Raw genomic sequence first — 20228 nt, forward strand, 5'->3', positions numbered from 1 at the left:
CCTCAGTCTGGCACTTTGATGCCGTAAGGGGGAGGCGTCCATCACATCGGGCTACAGGGATTGCGCTCATTCTGACCGTTTGGCGGGCAGTGTGGTAGCCCGGATAAGGCGCCGCGCGCCGCGATCCGGGACAGGGATGAGGCTTAAAAATCCATCTTCACCGTAAACTGCACTTCCCGCGGATCGCCGATCTGGTTACCGAGGTTATTGGTGCCGATGGAGGAGGTGTAATAAGTCTTATCGAACAGGTTCTTCACGTTAACCTGCAGGGTGACCGGATATTGCAGCTTCATCTTATAGGCGGCAAACACATCCGCCACCGCATAGCCCTGCAGATAATAATCCGCGCCGTTGGTCCCGGAACGTTTGCTCACCGCGCGACCGCCGCCGCCCACCGTCAGCGTATTGCTGTCGTAGACGTTATGAATGTCATAGCTCAGGAACAGCGAACCGGTGTGTTTCGGCACGTTCGGCAGCGGTTTGCCTTTGTAATCCGGATCGTCGGTGACCTTCGCATCGGTATAGCCGTAGCTGGCGATGACGCTCAGGTTATCGGTCAAGGATCCGGCCACGTCAACTTCGACGCCGCGAGAGCGCACCTTACCGGCGGTTTTCGCCACGGTTTCATCACCCACGGATTCCGTGTAGAGAACGTTGCGCTTATCAATATCAAACAGCGCAATATTGGCGGTGACGCCGTTGAACAGCTCAAACTTTGCGCCCAGCTCGTACGCCGTGGACTCTTCCGGCGGCAGGTTGCCGATATAGCTGGCGATAGAGGACTGCGGCATAAACGACTGCGCTACGTTACCGAACAACGAAACGGACGGCGTCAGCTTATAAACCAGGCCCGCTTTCGGCGTCCATTTTTGGTCGCTGCTGTCGGTATTGACGTTAAACGGGCGGCCCTTACCAGCGTACTGGGTGTAATACTGATAGCGCACTCCGGCAACGGCAATCCATTTATCGGTAAGATAGAGCGCGTCCTGAACGTAGCCCGCGTAGCTCTCCTGCTGAATGCGCTGGTCGCTGTCGGATGCCGAAGCGCTGGAGCATTTGCCAACAGTACCGTAGACCGGATTATAGATATTGAAACCCTTGACGTTCTTACAGCGGATCATATCGGTGCGCAGCAGATCGTAATTCTCATAGGCCAGGCCAGTGAGGATCTCGTTGTAAAAGCCGCCAATAACCACGTTACCCTGTAAATCCGCTCGCGAAGAGTGCATTTTCTGGGTTGAACCGTGTGTGGCATCGACGCGGCGGGTCAGGTTGCCGGTCGCCGAGTCGTAGGCCATTACCCGGGCCTGATCGTCGTTGTAATGATCCTGGCTGTAGCTGTAGTCGAAGCGGGCGGTCCAGGCGTCGCTGAGACGGTATTCGGCATTCAGCTGCGCGAGATCGGAATAACCGTCGGTAATATTAAACGGTTCATCAAAACGGGTTTTACGGTCGACGTTCACCGCATGACCGGTGTTCAGATCGAAGATGGTGCCGCGATCGAAGGGAGTACTGTAGTTACGGTGCGAATATGACACGTTCACCGTCGCCCGCTCGCCGAACCAGGTCAGAGAGGGGTTAATAAAGCTGCTCTTCTCTTTGCCGAAATTACGCCAGTAATCTTCATGCTGATATTCGCCAATAACCCGATACGCCAGCGGCGTCCCGTCAATGGGGCCGGTGACGTCAAATCGGCCGGTACCGCCGCCAAAGCTGGTGGAGGTGGCGGAAACAGAGCCGCCAAAAGTGCGCTCCGGGCGTTTGGTCACCACGTTGATTAATCCGCCGGGGTCGAGAATACCGTACAGCGTTGAGGCCGGGCCTTTAAGCACTTCGACGCGTTCGGTGGCGGCGGTAAAACTGCGCGGCAGTACGGTGCGCAAGCCGTTGGTCATGATTGAACCATCGCGGTTAGCGCCGAAGCCGCGGCGGGTAAAGGCATCCTGGGTTCCGCCGAGGGTATTAGTTTGCACCACGTTGGCGACGTTATACAGCGCTTCATCGAGGTTCGTCGCGTGCTGATCCTGCAGCACCTGTTCGCTGACAGTATTGACGACCTGAGGAATATCCAGCATCGGCATGGAGGTCAGGGTAGCGGTTGACGTATTGACCGGCTGATAACCGTTAGTGGCGCTTTGCCTGCTGCCGTCGGCCACGACCGTCATGGTCTCGTCGGCGGTTTTTTTTGTTGTATCGGCGCTATTAACCGCTGCCAATAATCCCGGTGAGGTGAAAAAAATTAGTGAAAAAAGCGCACGCCCTTTTAATGCCGAAGAAGGGACATTTAATGGAGTCATTGTTGTTTCTCGTGAACGAACCTCGCCTTTGCGGTGAGGTAAAGCCAATAAAATCATTGCCCTGGAAAATAAACCTGGCTGTTTTTTACGCCGTAACGCGCGCCAGATATGTAATTGAGAATCATTCAAACACGAAGAAATGTAGTAGTAAACGTTATGTAAGATAAAAAATCGGCGAAATGAATAATCAATCATTTAGCGGCGATCTGACGAGATGGTAAGCGTTTATTTTCTTGTTTTTATTGATAATAAATTTTTTACCTGGTCATTGACGCGGAGGTGATAAAGCGTGAAGTCAGACGCGGTAATGGGGTCTTGACTACTACATTCATCCACCGCATGATCAAAAGAGAATGAGATTTATTTATGTTTGAGTGCGGAACGCGCGGGCCCGATGCCACGCCGTTGCGGCGCGGGAGCGAGTTATGCCACAGCGGGTGTTGCCTGCAGAGCAGGGAATCGTCCTTGATTCCCTGTCGGCCGGATATGGCCAGACGTTAATTATCGACAATATTCATCTCACCATTCCTCACGGGAAAATGACCGTTCTGGCCGGTGCCAACGGTTCGGGTAAATCGACGCTGCTGTCGACTATCGCCCGGATGCTCAAGCCGCTGGGGGGCTGCGTACGTCTGGACGGCGAGGTGATTCACCAGATGCCGACCCGGGAAGTTTCCCGTCGGCTGGGCATTCTGCCGCAATCGCCGCTGACCCCGGAGGGGCTGACGGTTTTTGAACTGGTTTCGCGCGGGCGCTATCCGTGGCAGGGGCTGATGCGGCAATGGTCGCAAGCCGATGAACGGGCGGTGGAAGAGGCGCTACGGCTCACCGGCACCGCAGAATTCGCTCATTTACCGGTGGATAGCCTCTCCGGCGGCCAGCGCCAGCGCTGCTGGATCGCAATGGCCCTCGCTCAGCAAACGGCGACGATTCTGCTGGATGAACCCACTACCTGGCTCGATCTGCGCTATCAGGTCGATATCCTCGAACTGCTGCAAACCTTAACCCGCGAACACGGCCGCACCGTGGTGACCGTCCTGCACGACCTGAACTTTGCGGTGAACTATGCCGACCTGCTGGTATTTCTCAAAAAAGGGCAGATCGCCGGGGTGATTAATGAACAGGAAATCTGCACGCCGGAGCTGATCAAAAACGTCTTTGACGTGGACGTTCAGATGTCGCTCAACCCGCAGACCGGCAAGCCCTTTTTTATGCCGTTCCGCGCTCGTGAGGAGAAAGCTTTATGAGCGCCTCAGCGCTGCTGCTGCAGCGCCGACAATCCCGGCCCCGGCTGGCGCTGGTATTGCTGAGCCTGCTGCTGCTGGGCGGCTCGCTGGTGCATCTCGGGCTCGGCGCGCGCTGGATTGCCCCGCAAACGGTGTTGCAGGCGCTGTTCCATTACGATCCGCGCAATTTTGACCACCGAATTATCGTTGATTTACGTCTGGTACGTCTCGCGGCGGCGCTGCTCACCGGCGCGGCGCTCGGCGTGGCGGGCCTGCTGCTGCAAACCGTGATCCGCAATCCGCTGGGTGAGCCGCATATTCTCGGTCTTAACGCCGGCGCTTCGCTGGCGGTGGTGGCGACATCGGCGCTGGGGATCAGCCTCGGCGGCGTCGCGTTAGCCAGGCCGCTGACCGCCGCCTGCGGCGCGGCGCTGCTGTTTGGCGGCGTGATGCTGCTGTCGTCGTCCGGTCGCGGTGGCGTCACGCCGCTGCGCATTACCCTGTGCGGGGTGGCGCTGTCGGCCTTTGCCTCGGCGGTGACGGCGGCGATTCTGATCCTCGATGAACAAACGCTACTGGCGATGCGTACCTGGCTGGCGGGCGATCTTGCCGGGCTGAACTGGCAAACGCTGCGCGCTGCGCTACTTCCGGCGCTGGCGGGGCTGGCGATCGCGCTGATCATTGCCCCGCGTCTGAACGTGCTGGCGCTGGGCGATAAGGTCGCGCTGGGGCTGGGGGTGAAAATCGTTCAGACCCGCCTGCTGGGGCTGGCCGCCATTGCGCTTTTGTGCGGCTCCGCGGTGGCGGTGGCCGGGCCGATCGGCTTTGTCGGGCTGGTGGTCCCCCACGCGGTGCGCCGGCTGATTAGCGAAGATATTCGCCTGGCGCTGCCGCTGGCCGCTCCGGTTGGCGCCCTGGTGCTGCTGCTGGCGGATATCGCCGCCCGCACGCTGGCGGCCCCCCAGGAGCTGGCGACCGGCGCAATGACCGCGCTGGTGGGGGCGCCGGTGTTTATTGTTATCGCCGCGAGGTTTTTTAAATGAAAAATGCCGTCCGTCGCGCCGGCTTTCGGCCGCTGACCTGCGGCCGCTGGCACATTCTGCTGCGGCCCGCGGCATTAAACATCGCCGCTGTTGCGCTGCTCGTCATCCTGCTGCTGGCGCTGTTTGGCCTGACCCGCGGCAGTTTCCCGATGTCCTCCGGTACCCTGTTCCATGCGCTGCTGGGTGGGGAAAACGTGGGCGAACAGCAGCGATTTATTCTGTTTGATATCCGCCTGCCGAGGCTGTTTATGGCGCTGCTGTGCGGGGCGATGCTCGGTCTGGCCGGCGCGGCGATGCAGAGCATTACCCGCAACGGTCTGGCGGATCCCGGGCTTATCGGGGTGAAGGAGGGGGCCAGCATTGTCGTCCTGGCGCTGGTGCTGTTCTTCCCGGCGGTGGGCCTGGTCTGGCGGCCGCTGGCGGGAATGCTCGGCGGCGTGCTGGTGGCGCTGCTGGTTCTGGCGCTGGCCCGCGATTGTTCGCGCCCGCGCTTTATTCTCATTGGCATCGGCGTGTCGTGGACGCTGGCGGCGGCGGTCGGTATTTTTATGACCACCGCCGACGTGCGCGATGTACAAACGGCGATGATCTGGCTGGCGGGGAGTTTGCACGCGGCGACCTGGCCGCTGTTGGTCGTTGCCTTCTGCTGGGCGCTGCCCGGGGCGATGATCCTTTTTTTGACCGCCAGAGCCGCCGATGTGGCGCTGCTCGGCGACCGCACGGCCATCGGCCTCGGCATACGTCTGCAGCAGCTCACCCTGTTGCGCTTTTTCGCGCCGGTGCTGCTCACCTCCGCCAGCGTCTCCTGCGTCGGTAGCCTTGGCTTTGTTGGCCTGATGGCGCCGCATATGGCGCGTTTTCTGCTGCGCGGCGGCCAGGTGGCGCTGCTCTGCGGCAGCGCGTTAATTGGCGCGCTGCTGGTGTTAGTCACCGATACCATTGGCCGACTGGCGTTCGCGCCGCTGCAGATCCCCGCTGGGATCGTCATCGCTCTGGTCGGTTGCCCGTTTTTTATCGTTCTGCTCTGGCGTCGTCGTGACGCCCTGTAAATCAAAAAGGATCGCTATGCGTTGGTTCGTTTCTCTGCTGGTGCTGCTGGCGGGCGTCGCCTCGGCCGCCGATACGCAAACCTTTACCGACGACTTAGGTCGCACGGTCACCGTTCCACGACATCCGCAGCGCATTGTGTCGATGCACGATCTGGATATCACCATCCCGCTGATTGAGCTTGGCGCCCCGCCGGTGGCCAGCCATGGCCGGACGCGTCCGGACGGCAGCCACTTTTTACGCGCCAGCGCTCAGCTGACCGGCGTTGATTTTGATAACAGCGCGATTCGGTTTATCGGCACGGCGGATATCGATCTCGAGGCGGTAGCCGCGGCGGAACCGGACCTGATTATTACCGAGCCCAGCCGCCACGTTTCGGTGGAGCAGCTGGAGAAGATTGCGCCGACGGTCAGCATCGACCACCTGCAGGGCAGCGCGCCGCGCATCTATAGCAAGCTGGCGCAGCTCACCGGCACCCAGCCGCGGTTATTGATTCTCGAACGCCGCTATCAGGCGCAGATTGCCCAGCTGAAGTCGATAGTGGACACGCAAAAAATCGTGGTTTCGGTGATTCAGGCCAACAACGGCAAGGTTACCGTGCATCACGCCTATCATGCGCTGGGACGCGTGCTGCGCGATGCCGGATTTCGCTTTCCGCCGCTGATCGACAACATCCCCGATGGCCAGCGTATTGACGTCAGCGCCGAGCAGCTACCGGCGCTGGACGCCGATTTCGTATTTGCCACCTGGCGTTCCGATACCGGCGGCAGGCCGCAGGATGAGCTGCAGGCGATGGAGAGCGCGATGCCCGGCTGGTGCGACTTTATGCGCGCCTGCCGCACCGGGCGCTATATTCTGCTGCCGCGCGAGGAGGTTATCTCTAACTCCTACGCCGCGCTGTCGCTGATGGTCGCCCAGGTGCAGTCGCACATTGCCGGTCGTCCTTTGCCCGAGGGATTGCAATGAAAACGGTGGTTAAAAGAGAGAAGGGACGGGTGGACCTGTTCGGTGAACGTTTTCGCGCTCGCGCGCATCAACTGTCGCCGCGTTTGCTGGCGGTGGTGAGCTATATCAACGAAAACCGGGAAGCGGTGCTGGATCGCACGGCTATGGAAATCGCCGCCGCGACGAATACCTCGGACGCCACGGTGGTGCGCGCCATCCAGGCGCTCGGCTTCGCCGGCCTGCGGGAGCTGAAGCAGACCATGGAGCGCTGGTTCGGCCCGTCGGCGACCTCGTCGGAAAAAATGATCTCCACGGTGAGCGCCTTGTCCAGCGACGTCAATTCGAGCATCGATTTCGTGCTGGACGGGCATCAGCGGGCCTGCGAAGTGCTGTCGCGCCCCGCCAACCGTGCGGCGGTGGCGCAGGCGGTGGCGCTGCTGACCGACGCCCGCCAGGTGGGGATTTTCGGGATCGGCGCCTCGGGCATTCTGGCGGAATATACCGCCCGGCTGCTGAGCCGCATCGGTCTGCCTTCGTACGTGATGAACCGCACCGGGTTTAGCCTCGCCGAGCAGTTGATCGGCCTGCAGCGCGGCGACGTGCTGATTATGATGGGGCAAAAGTCGCCGCACCGGGAGGGGATGACGACCCTGCGCGAGGCCCGGCGACTGGGAATACCGACGATTTTGCTGACCCAGGCGGTGGATTCTCGCTTTAGCCAGGAGGCGCAGGTGGTGATTGAGGTGCCGCGCGGCGGCGATAACGGTCGGGTGCCGCTGCACGGTACGGTGCTGGTATGCCTGGAGATGATTGTGCTGTCGGTCGCCTCCACCGCGCCGCAAAAAACGGTGAAATCGATGAAGCGGATCAATGAATTGCATCGGGCTATTGGTAAATCCGGCGGTAAACGAAGCTAAACGACAGATAATTTACCGTCGGGAAGGTTTCCGGTTGCATGCCATGCTGACTGTGTGTATTTTTATGCAAAATTAATGCATAAAACGGAGTTGTCATGGTTAAGAACTGGATGAAAGCATGTTGCCTGGTGGCAGCAATGATCGGCACCGCTCAGGCGGCTCAGCAAACGTATGTGGTGGGCTCCGGCGGCACCTATCGCCCATTTGAATTTGAGAACAGCCAAAAACAGCTGGAAGGTTTTGATATCGATATCATTAAAGCGATCGCCAAAGCGGAAGGCTTTGATATCAAACTGGTCAATACGCCGTGGGAAGGGATCTTCGCCACCCTCAGTACCGGCGATCGCGACATTATTATTTCCGGGATCACCATCACCGATAAGCGTAAGCAAATGGTGGATTTCTCCGCCCCTTATTTCCCGGCCGAGCAGTCCATCGTCGTGCCGGCGGATTCGAAAGTCACCTCCCTTGAGGCGCTGAAAAATGAGAAAGTCGGCGTGGTGAACTCCAGCACCGGCGATATTGTGGTTTCCGAGGTGCTGGGTAAGAACAGCACGTCAATCAAGCGTTTTGATAATACCCCGCTGATGCTGCAGGAGCTGTTTGAAGACGGCGTAAGCGCCGCGGTCGGCGACGTCGGCGTGGTGAAATATTACATTAAGCAGCACCCCGAGAAGCAGTTCAAGCTGGTGCCGGATGCCAAATTTGAGCGCCAGTATTTCGGCATCGCGGTGGCCAAAGGCAACAGCGAGCTGCAGGCGAAAATAAACGCCGGTTTACAGAAGATCGTCGCTGACGGCACTTACGCCAAAATCTATAAAACCTGGTTCGACGAGAACGTTCCGACACTGCCAGCGCAGCAATAATTCGATTTTTGTTTTCATCACGGCTATCGACACTGGCGATAGCCGTATTTTTTAGGGAAGGGCTATGACGGGATTCCGTTGGGAGATCATTGAGGAGTACGGTCCGCTGTTTATGGACGGTGCCCTGATGACCATTAAATGTACCATTATCTGCGTGATCCTCGGCACCCTGTGGGGGCTGACCCTCGGGCTGGGGCGCATGGCGAAAGCCGAACATGGGGTATGGAAGTACGTTCTGCGTTACCTGGTGCAGTTTCCGGTGCGCTTTTACGTCAGCGCGTTTCGCGGCACGCCGCTGTTCGTGCAAATTATGGTGGTGCACTTTGCGCTGGTGCCGCTGTTTATCAATCCCCGCGACGGTTTGCTGGTGACCAGCGGCATGATGAGCGCCGATTTTGCCCGCGAGCTGCGCTCAAACTACGGCGCGTTTCTCTCCTGTATCGTGGCGATTACGCTGAACGCCGGGGCTTACGTATCGGAGATTTTCCGCGCCGGGATCCAGTCGATCGATAAGGGGCAGATGGAAGCTTCCCGCGCGCTGGGAATGCCGTGGTGGAAAACCATGCGTCAGGTGATTCTGCCGCAGGCGTTTCGCCGCATACTGCCGCCGCTGGGCAACAACGCCATCGCCATCGTCAAGGACTCCTCGCTGGCGTCGGCTATTGGTCTGGCGGACCTGGCCTACGCCGCGCGCACCGTTTCCGGCGCTTACGCCACCTACTGGGAACCCTACCTGACCATCTCTCTGGTGTACTGGGTTATTACTTTCCTGCTGGCGCAGCTGGTTAACCGTCTGGAAAAGAGGTTTGGCAAAAGTGATTCACATTCATAATTTACACAAGCGCTTCGGCGACAGCCACGTTCTGCGCGGCATCAGCTGCGATATTAAGCCACAGGAAGTGGTCTGTATCATCGGGCCGTCCGGTTCCGGGAAAAGCACCTTCCTGCGCTGCATGAACGCGCTGGAAACCGTTAGCGAAGGCGAAGTCGAGGTGAACGGCTATGCCGCTCACGATCGCGCGACCGACCTGAATAAGATGCGGGAAAGCGTTGGTATGGTTTTTCAGCGCTTCAATCTGTTCCCGCACAAAACGGTGCTGGAAAACCTGATTATGGCCCCGATGAGCCTGCGCGGCATGGCGCGTGCGGAGGCAACGCATCTGGCGGAAGAGCTGTTGGCGAAAGTCGGACTGAGCGATAAGCGCGACGCCTGGCCCTCCAGCCTTTCCGGCGGCCAGCAGCAGCGCGTGGCCATCGCGCGCGCGCTGGCGATGAAGCCATCGATTATGCTGTTTGATGAGCCCACTTCGGCGCTCGATCCTGAGCTGGTGGGCGACGTGCTGGAGGTGATGAAAAATCTCGCCAGCGAAGGGATGACCATGGTGATCGTAACCCACGAGATGGGCTTTGCCCGTGAAGTGGCCGACCGGGTTATCTTTATCGACCAGGGCATCATTCAGGAAGAGGGTAAACCGGCGCAGATCTTTGGCGCGCCGACTAACCCGCGCACCGCCGCGTTTTTGAGTAAAGTGCTTTAACGACTCCCGGCCCCGGCGCGCGACGGCGCTGCCGGGGAGAAGACCTTGCGCGGGCGATGAGGGCGCTTTCGTTCTGTCAAACCGTGACTGCCCTTAAGCGTTACTGCGCCGCCTCGCGAATATCATCCCTCTCTTCTTCGCGCTCACGTTCGTCCGCCAGTAGCGCTTTTTCGTTTTTGCCCAGGCACTGAATCAGCAGGAACAGCGCGCCGCTGACAAACAGCGTGATAAGCAGGCCGTCATAGCCCGAGACGCTGATCAACAAGCCGCTGACCACCGGGCCGGCCACGCTGCCCGCAGACCAAAAGAAGCCCAGCAGGGCGTTGATCATTATCAGCTTCTGCCCGGAGAAGGTTTTCCCGGCGCGGACCAGCGATAGGGTATAGAGTGCCCCCGCCGCGGCGCCGAGAATCAGGCAGCCGACAATCAGCTGGATGTACGATGCCAGCAGGAACGGCAGGGCCAGCAGGGCGAGGCAGAAGACCATTGCGCAGGTCAGATGTACGCGGCGGATGCCGAAGCGGTCGGCAATCCAGCCCAGCGGCGCCTGAAATACGGCATCGCCGGTAAGTACTACCGTAACCAGCAATACCGCCGTCACTTCATTCAGCCCTTTATCCATACCGTAAAGCGGCAGCAGCGCCAGTATGCTGGCATCAAAAAAGGCAAAGCAGAAAACGCCGGAAGCCAGCACCGGTAAAAAAGCGCCGAGGCTGCGCCAGCTGGCCCGTTCCGCCAGCCGTTCGCGGCTGCCGGTTGGCAGGTGGCGCAGCATCAGCAGGCAGGCGAGGGTCACCACGCCGACCAACAGCAGCGTCCAGGATTGCCAGGCCTCTCCGGCGGAGATCAGCAGCGGCCCCGCAAGCTGACAGCCGGTAAAGGCGGAGGCATAAATGCCGGTCAGGGTGGCCCGATTTTTCCCCGCCGCGCCGCCGGTGATCCAGCTTTCGCCAATGACGATAATTACCCCTGACGCCAGGCCGGTCACCAGACGCGGCAGCAGGAGATGAAGCATATCAAACGACAGGCAGGAGGCGATCGTAGCTGCCGCCAGCGCCACCAGGCTGACGGAGAGCAGAAGCCCCATCTCGAAACGCCGGCACAGCGCGGGTGAGAGGAAGGAGGAGATCATCATCCCCGCTGGCGGAAGCGCGGCCAGCAGGCCGACGTAAACGGTATCAATCTGCTGCTGCGCCAGCTCCAGACTGATTAAGGGCACCGTGTATCCGGTGATAAATCCCACTAATGAAGCCGCCATGATCATCGCCAGCGTGGGGGCAAGACGATTCTGCTCTGGGTTGAACATTTTATTTTCGGTTAAGGAGGTCTGTAGAGTGAATTATTCGGCAAAACGCCAGTATAGCTGCATAATAATTAATCGCACGCCTTATGTCACCGTTGATATGACTACAAAAAAACGCAGTGCAGGCCGGATGCCGCGCAGGGGCGCGTTGGCGCTGGGTTTGGCGGAAGTTGTCAGCGAGCGGGCGAAAGGATATAACCAATAGGCTAGCGGGTTACCCGTAGCCCTAAAAAATCGCATAAAACACTCGTTCAGCGCTGAAGCTGTGCAGGAAAGGAGTATGTCATGGCTGTGTCCCCTTCACTGATCGCCGAGGCCATTCGCTGGCGACGTGATTTTCATGCTTGCCCTGAGCTGGGGTATCAGGAACAGGAAACGTCGCGCCGGGTGGCTGAACTGCTCGCTTCATTTGGCCTTCAGGTGCATCGCGGGCTGGCGGGTACGGGCGTGGTCGCGACGCTGGAGAACGGCCCCGGTCCGGTAATTGGCCTGCGGGCCGATATGGATGCGCTGCCGATAACCGAGCTGAGCGACGTCGGCTATAAATCGCGAAACCCGGGCGTGATGCACGCCTGCGGCCACGACGGCCATAGCGCGATGCTGCTGGCGACGGCGGCCCATCTGGCGCAGACCCGATGCTTTCGCGGCACTGTGCACTTTGTTTTTCAGCCTGCTGAAGAGAACCTGGGCGGCGCGCGTAAAATGGTGGAAGAGGGGCTGTTTGCGCGCTTCCCGATGGATGCCATTTACGCGCTGCATAACTGGCCGGGTATGCCGCTGGGCCAGGTGGCGATCGGCAGCGGAGCGATGATGGCCTCTCTCGATGCGTTTGAAATCACCCTGACCGGCAAGAGCTGCCATGCGGCGATGCCGGAGCGCGGGGCGGACCCGATTGTCGCCGCGGCACAGCTGATTATGGCGCTGCAAACCATTCCGTCGCGCCGCCTGTCGCCGCAGGAATCCACGGTGGTAAGCATTACCCAGATTTCCGGCGGGGAGGCGATTAACGTGCTGCCGGATAAAGTCGTGCTGCGCGGCACCTTTCGCTGCCTGAACAACCAGGTGCGCGAGCGGGTCAGGGGGCTGATCGAGAGCTATGTCGCCGCCCAGCCGCAGGTATCAGACGTGGAAGGCAAAATCGCCTGGTATCCCGGCTATCCGGTGACCACCAACCATCCTGCTGAAGCGCAGAAAGTTCGTGAGGTGGCGAGTGCGCTTCTGGGCGAGTCGGCGGTGATCTGGAACGGTAATCCGTCCATGGCATCGGAAGATTTTGCCTGCATGCTGGAGGCCTGCCCGGGCGCTTATTTCTGGATCGGCACCGATGGCGAGACGGCGTCAAAGCCGCTGCATAATGCCGGCTATGATTTTAACGATGAACTGATTCCGCACGGCGTGGCGCTGTGGACGACGCTGGTGGAGACGCTGCTGGCGTAAGAGACCGATCCCGGAGGCGATGCTGCGCATCTGTCCGGGCTACCGGCCCGCAGACGGCACTGAACCCGTAGCCCGGGCAAGGCGCGTTGCGCGCCGCCCCCGGGAGCCGCGCGCAGAGTGGCAGAGTTTCCCGGAGGCGATGCTGCGCATCTGTCCGGGCTACCGGCCCGCAGACGGCACTGAACCTGTAGCCCGGGCAAGGCGCGTTGCGCGCCGCCCCCGGGAGCAAAACTTGATATGGAGGGAGAAGCACGTCTCTCCCTCCGGTGTTTTACACGTTCACGGCCGCTTTCAGGCGGGCTTTCATCTCGCTGTAGCTGTTCCATGCATACTGCTCGGCCCAGCGCTGATCCGCAATAGCCTCTACCTTCACCGCACAATATTTGGTTTCCGGCGTTTTCGAGATCGGATCGAGATTATCCTGCGTCAGCTCGTTACAGGCACCCACCCACCACTGGTAGGTCATATACACCGCGCCCTGGTTAATGCGATCGCTAATGTCGGCGCGGGTAATCACCTTACCGCGTCGCGAGCTCACCCACACCAGCTGCTGATCGGCGATGCCGAGACGCTGCGCGTCGGCGCGATTGATTTGCACCCGGCCCGGCTCATCGGCAAGCGACTGCAGGGCCGCGCAGTTACCGGTCATCGAACGGCACGAGTAGTGGCCCACTTCGCGCACGGTACAGAGCACCAGCGGGTAGGCTTCATCCGGGGTTTCGGCCGGCGCTCGCCACGGGGCGGCAAACAGCTGGCCTTTGCCGGTCGGCGTGTCGAAGAGATTATCTTTATACAGCCACGGCGTACCGGGGTGATCCAGCGTCGGACACGGCCACTGAACGTGGTTCATATCGCCCATTTTTTCATAAGTGACGCCGTAGAACAGGGGGCAAAGCTCGCGCATTTCGTCCCAGATTTGCTGGTTATTGTCGTAATGCATCGGGTAGCCCATTTCGCTGGCCAGCAGGCAAATGATTTCCCAGTCGCGCTTAACGTTGCCGGTGGCGATAACCGCCTGCTCGAAGCGCTGGAAACCGCGATCGGCGCAGGTGAAGACGCCGCCGTGTTCGCCCCAGGAGGTGGCGGGCAGCAGCACATCGGCGATCTCTGCGGTTTTGGTCATAAAGATATCCTGCACCACCACGAAATCGAGCGCCTCAATCCCTTTGCGCACCAGGCCCAAATCGGCTTCCGTTTGCAGCGGATCTTCCCCCATGATGTAGTAGGCTTTGATTTCGCCGGCCAGCGCTTTGTGCGGCACTTCGGTGATTCGGGTGCCGACCTGGTCGTCCATGACCGCCGGGTTAACGCCCCATGCTTTAGCAAACTTATCGCGAACGCTGGCGTCGGTGACGTCCTGGTAGCCGGGGAACATATTTGGCAATACGCCCATATCGCAGGCACCCTGAACGTTGTTTTGCCCGCGCACCGGGCCTACGCCGACGTTGGCGCGTCCGAGGTTACCGGTTAACAGCGCGAGGCTGGCCAGCCCTCTGACGACGTCCACCGCCTGGCCGAACTGGGTGACGCCCATGCCCCACATAATGGTCGCGGAGGGGGCGGCGGCAAACATGCGCATCGCCTGGCGAATTTCAGCGGCCGGCACGCCGACTATCTCCTCTACGGCTTCAGGTGAATAGTCTTTTACCGTTTCGCGATAGGCGTCGAGCCCCTCGGTAAAACGGTCGACGTAATCGTGGTTATAGAGATCCTCTTCCAGCAGGACGTGGGCGAAGGCGTTGACCAGCGCCATGTTGCTGCCGTTGTTGAGCTGCAGATGGCGATCGGCGATGCGCGCGGTTTCGATACGGCGCGGGTCGCAGACGATGATTTTCGCGCCGTTTTCCCGGGCTTTAATCACCCGGCGGGCGACGATAGGGTGAGAGTCGGCGCAGTTATAGCCGAAGACCAGCAGGCATTTTGAGTTTTCGATATCGCTGATCGAGTTGCTCATCGCGCCGTTACCCAGCGCCAGCTGAAGTCCGGCTACCGACGGGCCGTGGCAGACGCGGGCGCAGCAGTCGACGTTATTGGTGTGGAGCACGCCGCGGGCGAACTTCTGCATCACATAGTTGGTTTCATTGCCGGTACCGCGGGATGAACCGGTCGTCATAATGGCGCGCGGGCCATGCTTCTCCTTTATTTCACGCAGTTTTTTCGCCGTATAGCGGATAGCTTCATCCCAGCTTACCGGGGTGAATTTGCCGCCTTTTTGATAGCGAATCATCGGCTGCTGCAGACGCGGCGTCAGCAGCTGGGTATCGTTGAGAAAATCCCAGCCGTAATAGCCTTTAAGGCACAGCTGATTTTGGTTGGTGACGCCATCAGCGGCTTCGGCTCGGATAATTTTATTGTTTTCGACGACCAGCTTAAGTTTGCAACCGGCCCCGCAATAAGGGCAAACGCTCGTGATTTTTTTCATCAGTAACAGACCTGTTAACAGTGAATAAACAACAACGGACAGACCGGGCCCGGCCCGCCGGTGTCAGGGCGCCATAAGCCAGCGTACCGGCAAATGACGCAAGCGTTATGCACAGCGCGTGCCAAAAATTAATTCATTGAATATAAAGATAATATTTGTTCGGAAAAGAGATGGCGGCAGTGATGTCGACACTAATGACGATGACATGACGCCCGGGCGGGCGTCATGGCGGGAAAATCAGGCCAGCTTCTGCCGCAGCCGCGCGAGGGTGTCGGCGGGTAAACCGACTTCTTCGGCGGCGGCGCAAATCGCCTGCCAGCTTCCGGCGTCCAGCGGAATGCCCTCCGCCAGGCGCTGCTGGCGGTTAGCCTCTTCCCACTCGCCCGGGGCCAGAATCGGCGCGTCAGGCTCGTGCGGCGACTGTTTACACCAGTCGATAAACGCTTCGGTCTCGCGCTGCATATCCGGCGCATCGAACGCTTCCGGGCTGAGAATAATGGTGGTCATGCAGTTGAAGATAGCGTCCACGCTGCCCTGCAGCGTCTCCTGATGCGAAGTTTTACCGCCGGATACCGCGCCGCCGATAATTTCGCACAGCGTCGCCAGCGCGTAGCCTTTGTGTTCGGCAAAGGTCAGCAGCGCCCCCAGCGGCGACGTCTGCATCACCGCCGGGTCGGTCGTGGGGACGCCGCGAGCGTCGATCAGCGACCCTGCGGGGACCGGCACGCCTTTATGCCAGGCAACGCGGGTTTTACCAAAAGCGATGGCGCTGGTGGCGTAATCCAGCAGTAGCGGCGGATGGCCGGCGCGCGGAAAAACCACGCACAGCGGGTTCGTGCCGAAGCGGCTATCTTTGCCGCGGAACGGGGCGACCATCACGTTGCCAACCACGTTTACGAAATGGATAGAGATCATTCCGGCGGCGGCGCACTGTTCCGCCCAGTAGCCGATGCGGCCAATATGATGCGCATTGCGCAGCGCCACGGCGGCCATACCGTGCTGTTTCGCCTTCTCAATACCGATCTGCATGGCTTCATGGGCCACGACCTGGCCGAAGCCGCCGTTGCCGTCCAGCGTGACAACCGCACCCGCGTCCTTCATCACGCTGGCGTGGCGGTTGAGCTGCAGATAGCCCTGCGCGTGGGATCGTACGTAGCTCGGGATCATGCCTACGCCGTGGGAGTCATGTCCGGCCAGGTTGGCGGCAACCAGATGGTCGGCGATAAGCGACGCTTCGGTGGGGGAGCTTCCCATATGGGCGAAAAGGGTTTTAACAAAATGATGCAGATCCGTGGCCTGGAAGCGATGTCCTGTTTGCACTGATTCTCTCCTGTGAGTGGGTTGCAGATTATTGTTTTAGTGTGTTTGCCGTTCCATGCTGCGCTGAGCAACGGCGAAGATCAAGGTTTGCGCGCGGCTGTCGTTACGCTGGGCGATCATCTCCAGAGAACAGGGGAGAAATAAAAAATAGGGGGGAGATATTTTTCTCTGCAGTCGGGGATATTTATCCCGCCGGCTTTGGCGCTCCGCAGAATTAATGATAACGATAATAATTATCATCAGCTCTGGACAGCCAGAGGCAAATGATTGCACTCTGTATTAAGGATGCCAACCGATGGGAAAATGAAGCGCATGCGTAAAGGTAAAATTATTGTTTTAATTTTGATGGTGTTTTGTATTCTTATTTTTGCAATTGTTGCCGCCTGGTTTTTACTGTCCGAAGACAATTATGCCGTACCGGAAAATGCGGCGACAGAAAATGCGGTGCTGCAGGTGGCGGGTTTAACCGGCAACGAACCGCGCGATCTGCAGGCGCTGAAATCGCTCTATGCAAAACGGGTGATCGTTCGTCAGGTTAATCTGGATAGCGGCCAGTTTGTTGCGCCGGGAGAGGATACCGCTGGGCAAAAAGGCTGCGGTGAACCGGCAGTAGCGCAGAACCCAACGCCCATTCGCCAGCGCTGCCCGCGGGCAGTGGTTTATCTTATTCGCGATAATGATAATGAAATTCAGCAGGTTATACTGCCTTTTTACGGTAAAGGGGCAAAATCGATGATGTATGGCCTGATCGCGCTGGCTACCGATGGTCGCACGGTAAAAGACCTGCTGTATTATCAGCAAAATGAGACGCCGCTGCTGGGCGCGCGCGTGACAGATCCCGAATGGCGTCGCCAATGGCCGGGCAAAAAAATACGCGATAATAACGGCCAGCCGGCGCTGAAGGTCGTACAAAATACTCCTGGCCAGCACGATGATTACACCGTGGATGGTATCAGCGGCGCGACGTTAACCTCCGTCGGCGTCGAGAAGAGTATTAATTATTGGGTGGGTGAGCAGGGCTACGGCAATTTTCTCCGGCAGCTACAGCATAACCCTGAGATATTACGCCGTTAATATCGAACAAGCCAAAATATGCCTCATAACCGGCGCGAAGATCGCGCCGGTTTTTTTATGCGCTCACGACAGCTATTTCGCGCAAGCCAGGCGTCGCTCACGCGCTAATAACGGATAGTTATTAATAATTATTTCTTTGCAACATTTTACATAAATTGTCACAGGTTGACATTTTCATGATCCAGGTCATGTACATTGCGAGTAAAAATGACAACGATAATCATTATCATTAACTCGCAAGGGATTTGTCATGACTGGCCCTCGTTCCTTCCTGCTGCTGATGCTGTTGAGCCTGTTGTTTGGCAGCGCGTGCGCGATGGCGCAGACCCAGTATGCGCCTTATATCGAAGATATCGAGCAACGTCTTGATAAAACGGCAGAACTTTATCAGCAGCAAAAAAATACCGACGCGCGGCGCGAAGTGCAAATGGCCTACTTTGAAGTGTTTGAAAACCTTGAAGGGCCAATTCGGATCAATATCTCGGCGCGTAAGAGCTACGAGATGGAGAGCACTTTCGGCGAGATCCGCCGCATGATCGGTGAAGGCAAACCGATCGGCGAGGTGCAGGCACGTATCGACGGGCTGAAGCAGGCGCTGCGTGAAGTTGAGCCGGTGCTGGACGGCGGGCATAGGCTGGTGGCGGAAGAGCAGCATACCGCGCTTACGCGCGATGACATTGCGCAGCACTGGCAGGAGAGCTTCCGCACCCTTGACGACAGGATGGCGCAGGCGGTAACGGAGTATCAGGCCGGCAACTACGCGCAGGCCAGCCAGCAGGTGCAGCAGGCGCAGTATCAGGGATTTAAAAACTCCGGAATGGAAACCTCGGTGCGGCAAAATCGTTCCGCGAAGGAAGCGGCCGCCATTAACCAACAGTTTAGCGCGCTGCTGACTCTGACCGCCCAGCCTGACCGCCTGAACGAGGTGTCGTATCAGGTCACCACGCTATTACAGGATCTGGAAGATATTCTGCCGGGTCTGCCAACCACCCGCGACGATCGGCCGATGGGCGCTCCCTCTGGTGCCGATAACGCCGCGCTGGCTGATGAAACGACCGCCCGCGCGGACTGGGCAAGCGTCGCCCAGGGGATTAACCAGAGCATCAACGCCGCGCTAACGCGCTATCAAAATGGGGAGGGGCAGGAGGCGATCCTCGACGTACAGGACACCTATTTCGACCGCTTTGAAGCCACCGGGATGGAGAACAAAATCGGTTCTCGCGATGCGGCCTTTAAAACTTCTCTGGAGGCCCATTTTACCCGTATGGTCAGCCTGATGAAGGCCGGACAGCCGCAGGAAAGGCTGGCCGCGGAAGCCGCCTCCCTTGAGGCGGATCTGCAAAAAGCGGTCACCATGCTTGGCGAAGGCGAAGAGACCCAGTGGAGCCTGCTGCTCTATAGCCTGATGATCATCGTGCGCGAAGGGCTGGAAGCGCTGCTGATTGTGGCGGCTATCGTCGCGTATCTGGTTAAAAACAACCATCACGACAAACTACCGCTGATCCGCCAGTCGGTGATGGTGGCGCTGGTCGCCAGCGTGGCGACGGCGTTTATCTTCCAGCTGCTGTTTACTCAATCCGGCGCCAGCCGCGAGCTGCTGGAGGGGATCACTATGCTGATTGCGGTAGTGATGCTGTTCCTTATGAGCTACTGGCTACTGTCCAAAGTTGAAGCCCGCCACTGGAAGGCCTGGCTTGAGGGCAAACTCTCCCATTCGCTGTCGCGCGGTTCGCTGGTGGGACTGTGGTTAACCAGCTTCCTTGCGGTCTACCGCGAGGGGGCCGAAACGGTGCTGTTCTATTACGCCCTGATTGGCGATGCCCAGGGGCTGCCGGGCCATCTTGCCATCGGCGCCGGATTTGTTATCGGCTGTGTCGTTCTGCTGATCGCCTGGCTCGTCATGCGCTACTCGGTGGTCCGGCTACCGCTCAAACCCTTCTTCCTGTTCACCGGCGGTTTTATGTACCTGATGGCGTTTGTCTTCGCTGGAAAAGGGGTACTGGAACTGGTGGAGGGCAAACTATTTCAGCCAACGCTGATCGCCGGAATACCGGAAATCAGCTGGCTGGGAATTTATCCCTATGTGGAAACGCTATTGCCGCAGGGCATATTGCTGCTCGCGGCGCTGGCGGCGCTATGGATCATGCGCCGTCGTCAGGCACCCGCTGAAACCATAAAAACGCATTGCTAACCATTTTAAGACGAGAGGATGAGTCAGATGACCATGAAGAAGACCCTGATGATCAGCGCCACCCTGGCCAGTATCTTCACCGCGCCCGCGGCGCTGGCCTTTAAAGAGTATCCGGCCGGCGAGCCGGTCACCATGAATGAAATGGAGATCGCCGCGGTTTACCTGCAGCCTATTGATATGGAGCCGCGCGGCATGGGGCTGCCGGCAGCGAAGTCGGATATCCATCTGGAAGCGGATATTCACGCGGTAGAAGGCGGTAAAAATGGTTTTGGCGCAGGTGAATGGATCCCTTATCTGACGATCTCCTACACCCTGGTCAATAGCGATACCGGCGAAAAACAGGAAGGCACCTTTATGCCGATGGTGGCGAGCGACGGCCCGCACTACGGCGCGAACATCAAGATGATGGGCGTGGGTAACTATAAAGTCACCTACCACATTGACCCGCCGTCGAAAGCCGGGATGCACCGCCATACCGATAGCGAAACCGGCGTCGGCCGCTGGTGGAAGCCGTTTGATGTGAGCTATGAGTTTAAATATGTCGGTCTGAACTAAGCGTCTCCGGAGGCTCAGATTGTTGACAAAGCGCGCCCTGCTGCAAA

Annotated in this window: 15 protein-coding genes and 1 pseudogene; 12 read left to right on the forward strand and 4 right to left on the reverse strand. The window is 58.8% G+C overall.

All coding sequences use genetic code 11. The features are described 5' to 3' along the window. Nucleotides 1-143: 143 nt before the first annotated feature. Entirely contained in the window at nucleotides 144-2165 is a 2022-nt protein-coding gene (locus ABLV11_RS15345; RefSeq protein WP_097365455.1) for a TonB-dependent siderophore receptor, read from the reverse strand. A gap of 557 nt (nucleotides 2166-2722) precedes the next feature. On the opposite strand from ABLV11_RS15345, the gene ABLV11_RS15350 reads away from it, so the two are divergent. From ABLV11_RS15350 to ABLV11_RS15385, 8 genes and pseudogenes are all read left to right on the forward strand, one after another. Continuing rightward, nucleotides 2723-3544 (forward strand): ABC transporter ATP-binding protein, encoded by an 822-nt coding sequence (locus tag ABLV11_RS15350; RefSeq protein ID WP_004102842.1) that lies wholly within the window; start codon nucleotides 2723-2725, stop codon nucleotides 3542-3544. Continuing rightward, nucleotides 3541-4566: an iron ABC transporter permease gene (locus ABLV11_RS15355; protein WP_053064957.1), complete on the forward strand. Its 1026-nt coding sequence runs from the start codon at nucleotides 3541-3543 to the stop codon at nucleotides 4564-4566. Before ABLV11_RS15350 ends, ABLV11_RS15355 begins: the two co-directional genes overlap by 4 nt. Further along, nucleotides 4563-5615 (forward strand): iron ABC transporter permease, encoded by a 1053-nt coding sequence (locus ABLV11_RS15360; RefSeq protein ID WP_224250517.1) that lies wholly within the window; start codon nucleotides 4563-4565, stop codon nucleotides 5613-5615. The genes ABLV11_RS15355 and ABLV11_RS15360 overlap by 4 nt, the downstream gene beginning before the upstream one ends. Next, nucleotides 5609-6579, forward strand: a pseudogene (locus ABLV11_RS15365) (ABC transporter substrate-binding protein); the annotation flags it as partial. The gene ABLV11_RS15360 and the pseudogene ABLV11_RS15365, both read left to right, overlap by 7 nt. Beyond that, entirely contained in the window at nucleotides 6576-7475 is a 900-nt protein-coding gene (locus ABLV11_RS15370; RefSeq protein ID WP_064344473.1) for a MurR/RpiR family transcriptional regulator, read from the forward strand. The pseudogene ABLV11_RS15365 and the gene ABLV11_RS15370, both read left to right, overlap by 4 nt. 95 nt (nucleotides 7476-7570) lie before the next feature. Continuing rightward, nucleotides 7571-8341 carry a basic amino acid ABC transporter substrate-binding protein gene (locus ABLV11_RS15375; RefSeq protein WP_004102835.1) on the forward strand — a complete coding sequence of 257 codons (771 nt, stop codon included), beginning with the start codon at nucleotides 7571-7573 and terminating at the stop codon, nucleotides 8339-8341. A 64-nt stretch (nucleotides 8342-8405) separates the two neighbouring features. Beyond that, nucleotides 8406-9173, forward strand: a complete 768-nt coding sequence (locus ABLV11_RS15380; protein ID WP_004102832.1) for an amino acid ABC transporter permease — start codon at nucleotides 8406-8408, stop codon at nucleotides 9171-9173. Next, nucleotides 9157-9879 carry an amino acid ABC transporter ATP-binding protein gene (locus tag ABLV11_RS15385; protein WP_004102830.1) on the forward strand — a complete coding sequence of 241 codons (723 nt, stop codon included), beginning with the start codon at nucleotides 9157-9159 and terminating at the stop codon, nucleotides 9877-9879. Before ABLV11_RS15380 ends, ABLV11_RS15385 begins: the two co-directional genes overlap by 17 nt. Nucleotides 9880-9979: 100 nt before the next feature. Here the strand turns inward: ABLV11_RS15385 and ABLV11_RS15390 are convergent, their stop codons facing one another. Next, nucleotides 9980-11185: an MFS transporter gene (locus ABLV11_RS15390; protein WP_004102828.1), complete on the reverse strand. Its 1206-nt coding sequence runs from the start codon at nucleotides 11183-11185 to the stop codon at nucleotides 9980-9982. Nucleotides 11186-11467: 282 nt separating this feature from the next. Here ABLV11_RS15390 and ABLV11_RS15395 point away from each other — a divergent pair, with 282 nt between their 5' ends. Then, nucleotides 11468-12619, forward strand: a complete 1152-nt coding sequence (locus ABLV11_RS15395) for a M20 aminoacylase family protein (RefSeq protein ID WP_023321150.1) — start codon at nucleotides 11468-11470, stop codon at nucleotides 12617-12619. Between the two features lie 271 nt (nucleotides 12620-12890). Here the strand turns inward: ABLV11_RS15395 and fdhF are convergent, their stop codons facing one another. Both fdhF and ABLV11_RS15405 read right to left on the reverse strand, forming a co-directional pair. Further along, the gene (gene fdhF / locus ABLV11_RS15400) at nucleotides 12891-15041 is read right to left on the reverse strand and encodes a formate dehydrogenase subunit alpha (protein ID WP_016809484.1); all 2151 of its coding nucleotides are present in this window, start codon (nucleotides 15039-15041) and stop codon (nucleotides 12891-12893) included. Between the two features lie 237 nt (nucleotides 15042-15278). Further along, nucleotides 15279-16361 carry a malate/lactate/ureidoglycolate dehydrogenase gene (locus ABLV11_RS15405; protein ID WP_004102825.1) on the reverse strand — a complete coding sequence of 361 codons (1083 nt, stop codon included), beginning with the start codon at nucleotides 16359-16361 and terminating at the stop codon, nucleotides 15279-15281. A gap of 303 nt (nucleotides 16362-16664) precedes the next feature. Between ABLV11_RS15405 and nqrC the strand changes: the two genes are divergently transcribed. From nqrC to ABLV11_RS15420, 3 genes are all read left to right on the forward strand, one after another. Further along, the gene (gene nqrC / locus ABLV11_RS15410; RefSeq protein WP_348855407.1) at nucleotides 16665-17435 is read left to right on the forward strand and encodes an NADH:ubiquinone reductase (Na(+)-transporting) subunit C; all 771 of its coding nucleotides are present in this window, start codon (nucleotides 16665-16667) and stop codon (nucleotides 17433-17435) included. A 250-nt stretch (nucleotides 17436-17685) separates the two neighbouring features. Then, nucleotides 17686-19626, forward strand: a complete 1941-nt coding sequence (locus ABLV11_RS15415) for an FTR1 family protein (RefSeq protein ID WP_049591876.1) — start codon at nucleotides 17686-17688, stop codon at nucleotides 19624-19626. Between the two features lie 27 nt (nucleotides 19627-19653). Next, the gene (locus ABLV11_RS15420) at nucleotides 19654-20181 is read left to right on the forward strand and encodes an iron transporter (RefSeq protein WP_004102822.1); all 528 of its coding nucleotides are present in this window, start codon (nucleotides 19654-19656) and stop codon (nucleotides 20179-20181) included. Nucleotides 20182-20228: the final 47 nt, after the last annotated feature.

This window comes from Klebsiella sp. GW_Kp181 (assembly GCF_040062315.1).
GTDB lineage: Bacteria > Pseudomonadota > Gammaproteobacteria > Enterobacterales > Enterobacteriaceae > Klebsiella > Klebsiella oxytoca.

What these genes read in the sequence shown, in the direction of transcription:
- ABLV11_RS15350 (WP_004102842.1), top strand. Translation starts at nt 2,723, where the DNA reads ATGCCACAGCGGGTGTTGCCTGCAGAGCAGGGAATCGTCCTTGATTCC.
- ABLV11_RS15370 (WP_064344473.1), top strand. Translation starts at nt 6,576, where the DNA reads ATGAAAACGGTGGTTAAAAGAGAGAAGGGACGGGTGGACCTGTTCGGT.
- ABLV11_RS15415 (WP_049591876.1), top strand. Translation starts at nt 17,686, where the DNA reads ATGACTGGCCCTCGTTCCTTCCTGCTGCTGATGCTGTTGAGCCTGTTG.
- ABLV11_RS15375 (WP_004102835.1), top strand. Translation starts at nt 7,571, where the DNA reads ATGGTTAAGAACTGGATGAAAGCATGTTGCCTGGTGGCAGCAATGATC.
- ABLV11_RS15395 (WP_023321150.1), top strand. Translation starts at nt 11,468, where the DNA reads ATGGCTGTGTCCCCTTCACTGATCGCCGAGGCCATTCGCTGGCGACGT.
- ABLV11_RS15380 (WP_004102832.1), top strand. Translation starts at nt 8,406, where the DNA reads ATGACGGGATTCCGTTGGGAGATCATTGAGGAGTACGGTCCGCTGTTT.
- ABLV11_RS15355 (WP_053064957.1), top strand. Translation starts at nt 3,541, where the DNA reads ATGAGCGCCTCAGCGCTGCTGCTGCAGCGCCGACAATCCCGGCCCCGG.
- ABLV11_RS15420 (WP_004102822.1), top strand. Translation starts at nt 19,654, where the DNA reads ATGACCATGAAGAAGACCCTGATGATCAGCGCCACCCTGGCCAGTATC.
- ABLV11_RS15360 (WP_224250517.1), top strand. Translation starts at nt 4,563, where the DNA reads ATGAAAAATGCCGTCCGTCGCGCCGGCTTTCGGCCGCTGACCTGCGGC.
- nqrC (WP_348855407.1), top strand. Translation starts at nt 16,665, where the DNA reads ATGAAGCGCATGCGTAAAGGTAAAATTATTGTTTTAATTTTGATGGTG.
- ABLV11_RS15390 (WP_004102828.1), bottom strand. Translation starts at nt 11,185, where the DNA reads ATGTTCAACCCAGAGCAGAATCGTCTTGCCCCCACGCTGGCGATGATC.
- ABLV11_RS15345 (WP_097365455.1), bottom strand. Translation starts at nt 2,165, where the DNA reads ATGACGGTCGTGGCCGACGGCAGCAGGCAAAGCGCCACTAACGGTTAT.
- fdhF (WP_016809484.1), bottom strand. Translation starts at nt 15,041, where the DNA reads ATGAAAAAAATCACGAGCGTTTGCCCTTATTGCGGGGCCGGTTGCAAA.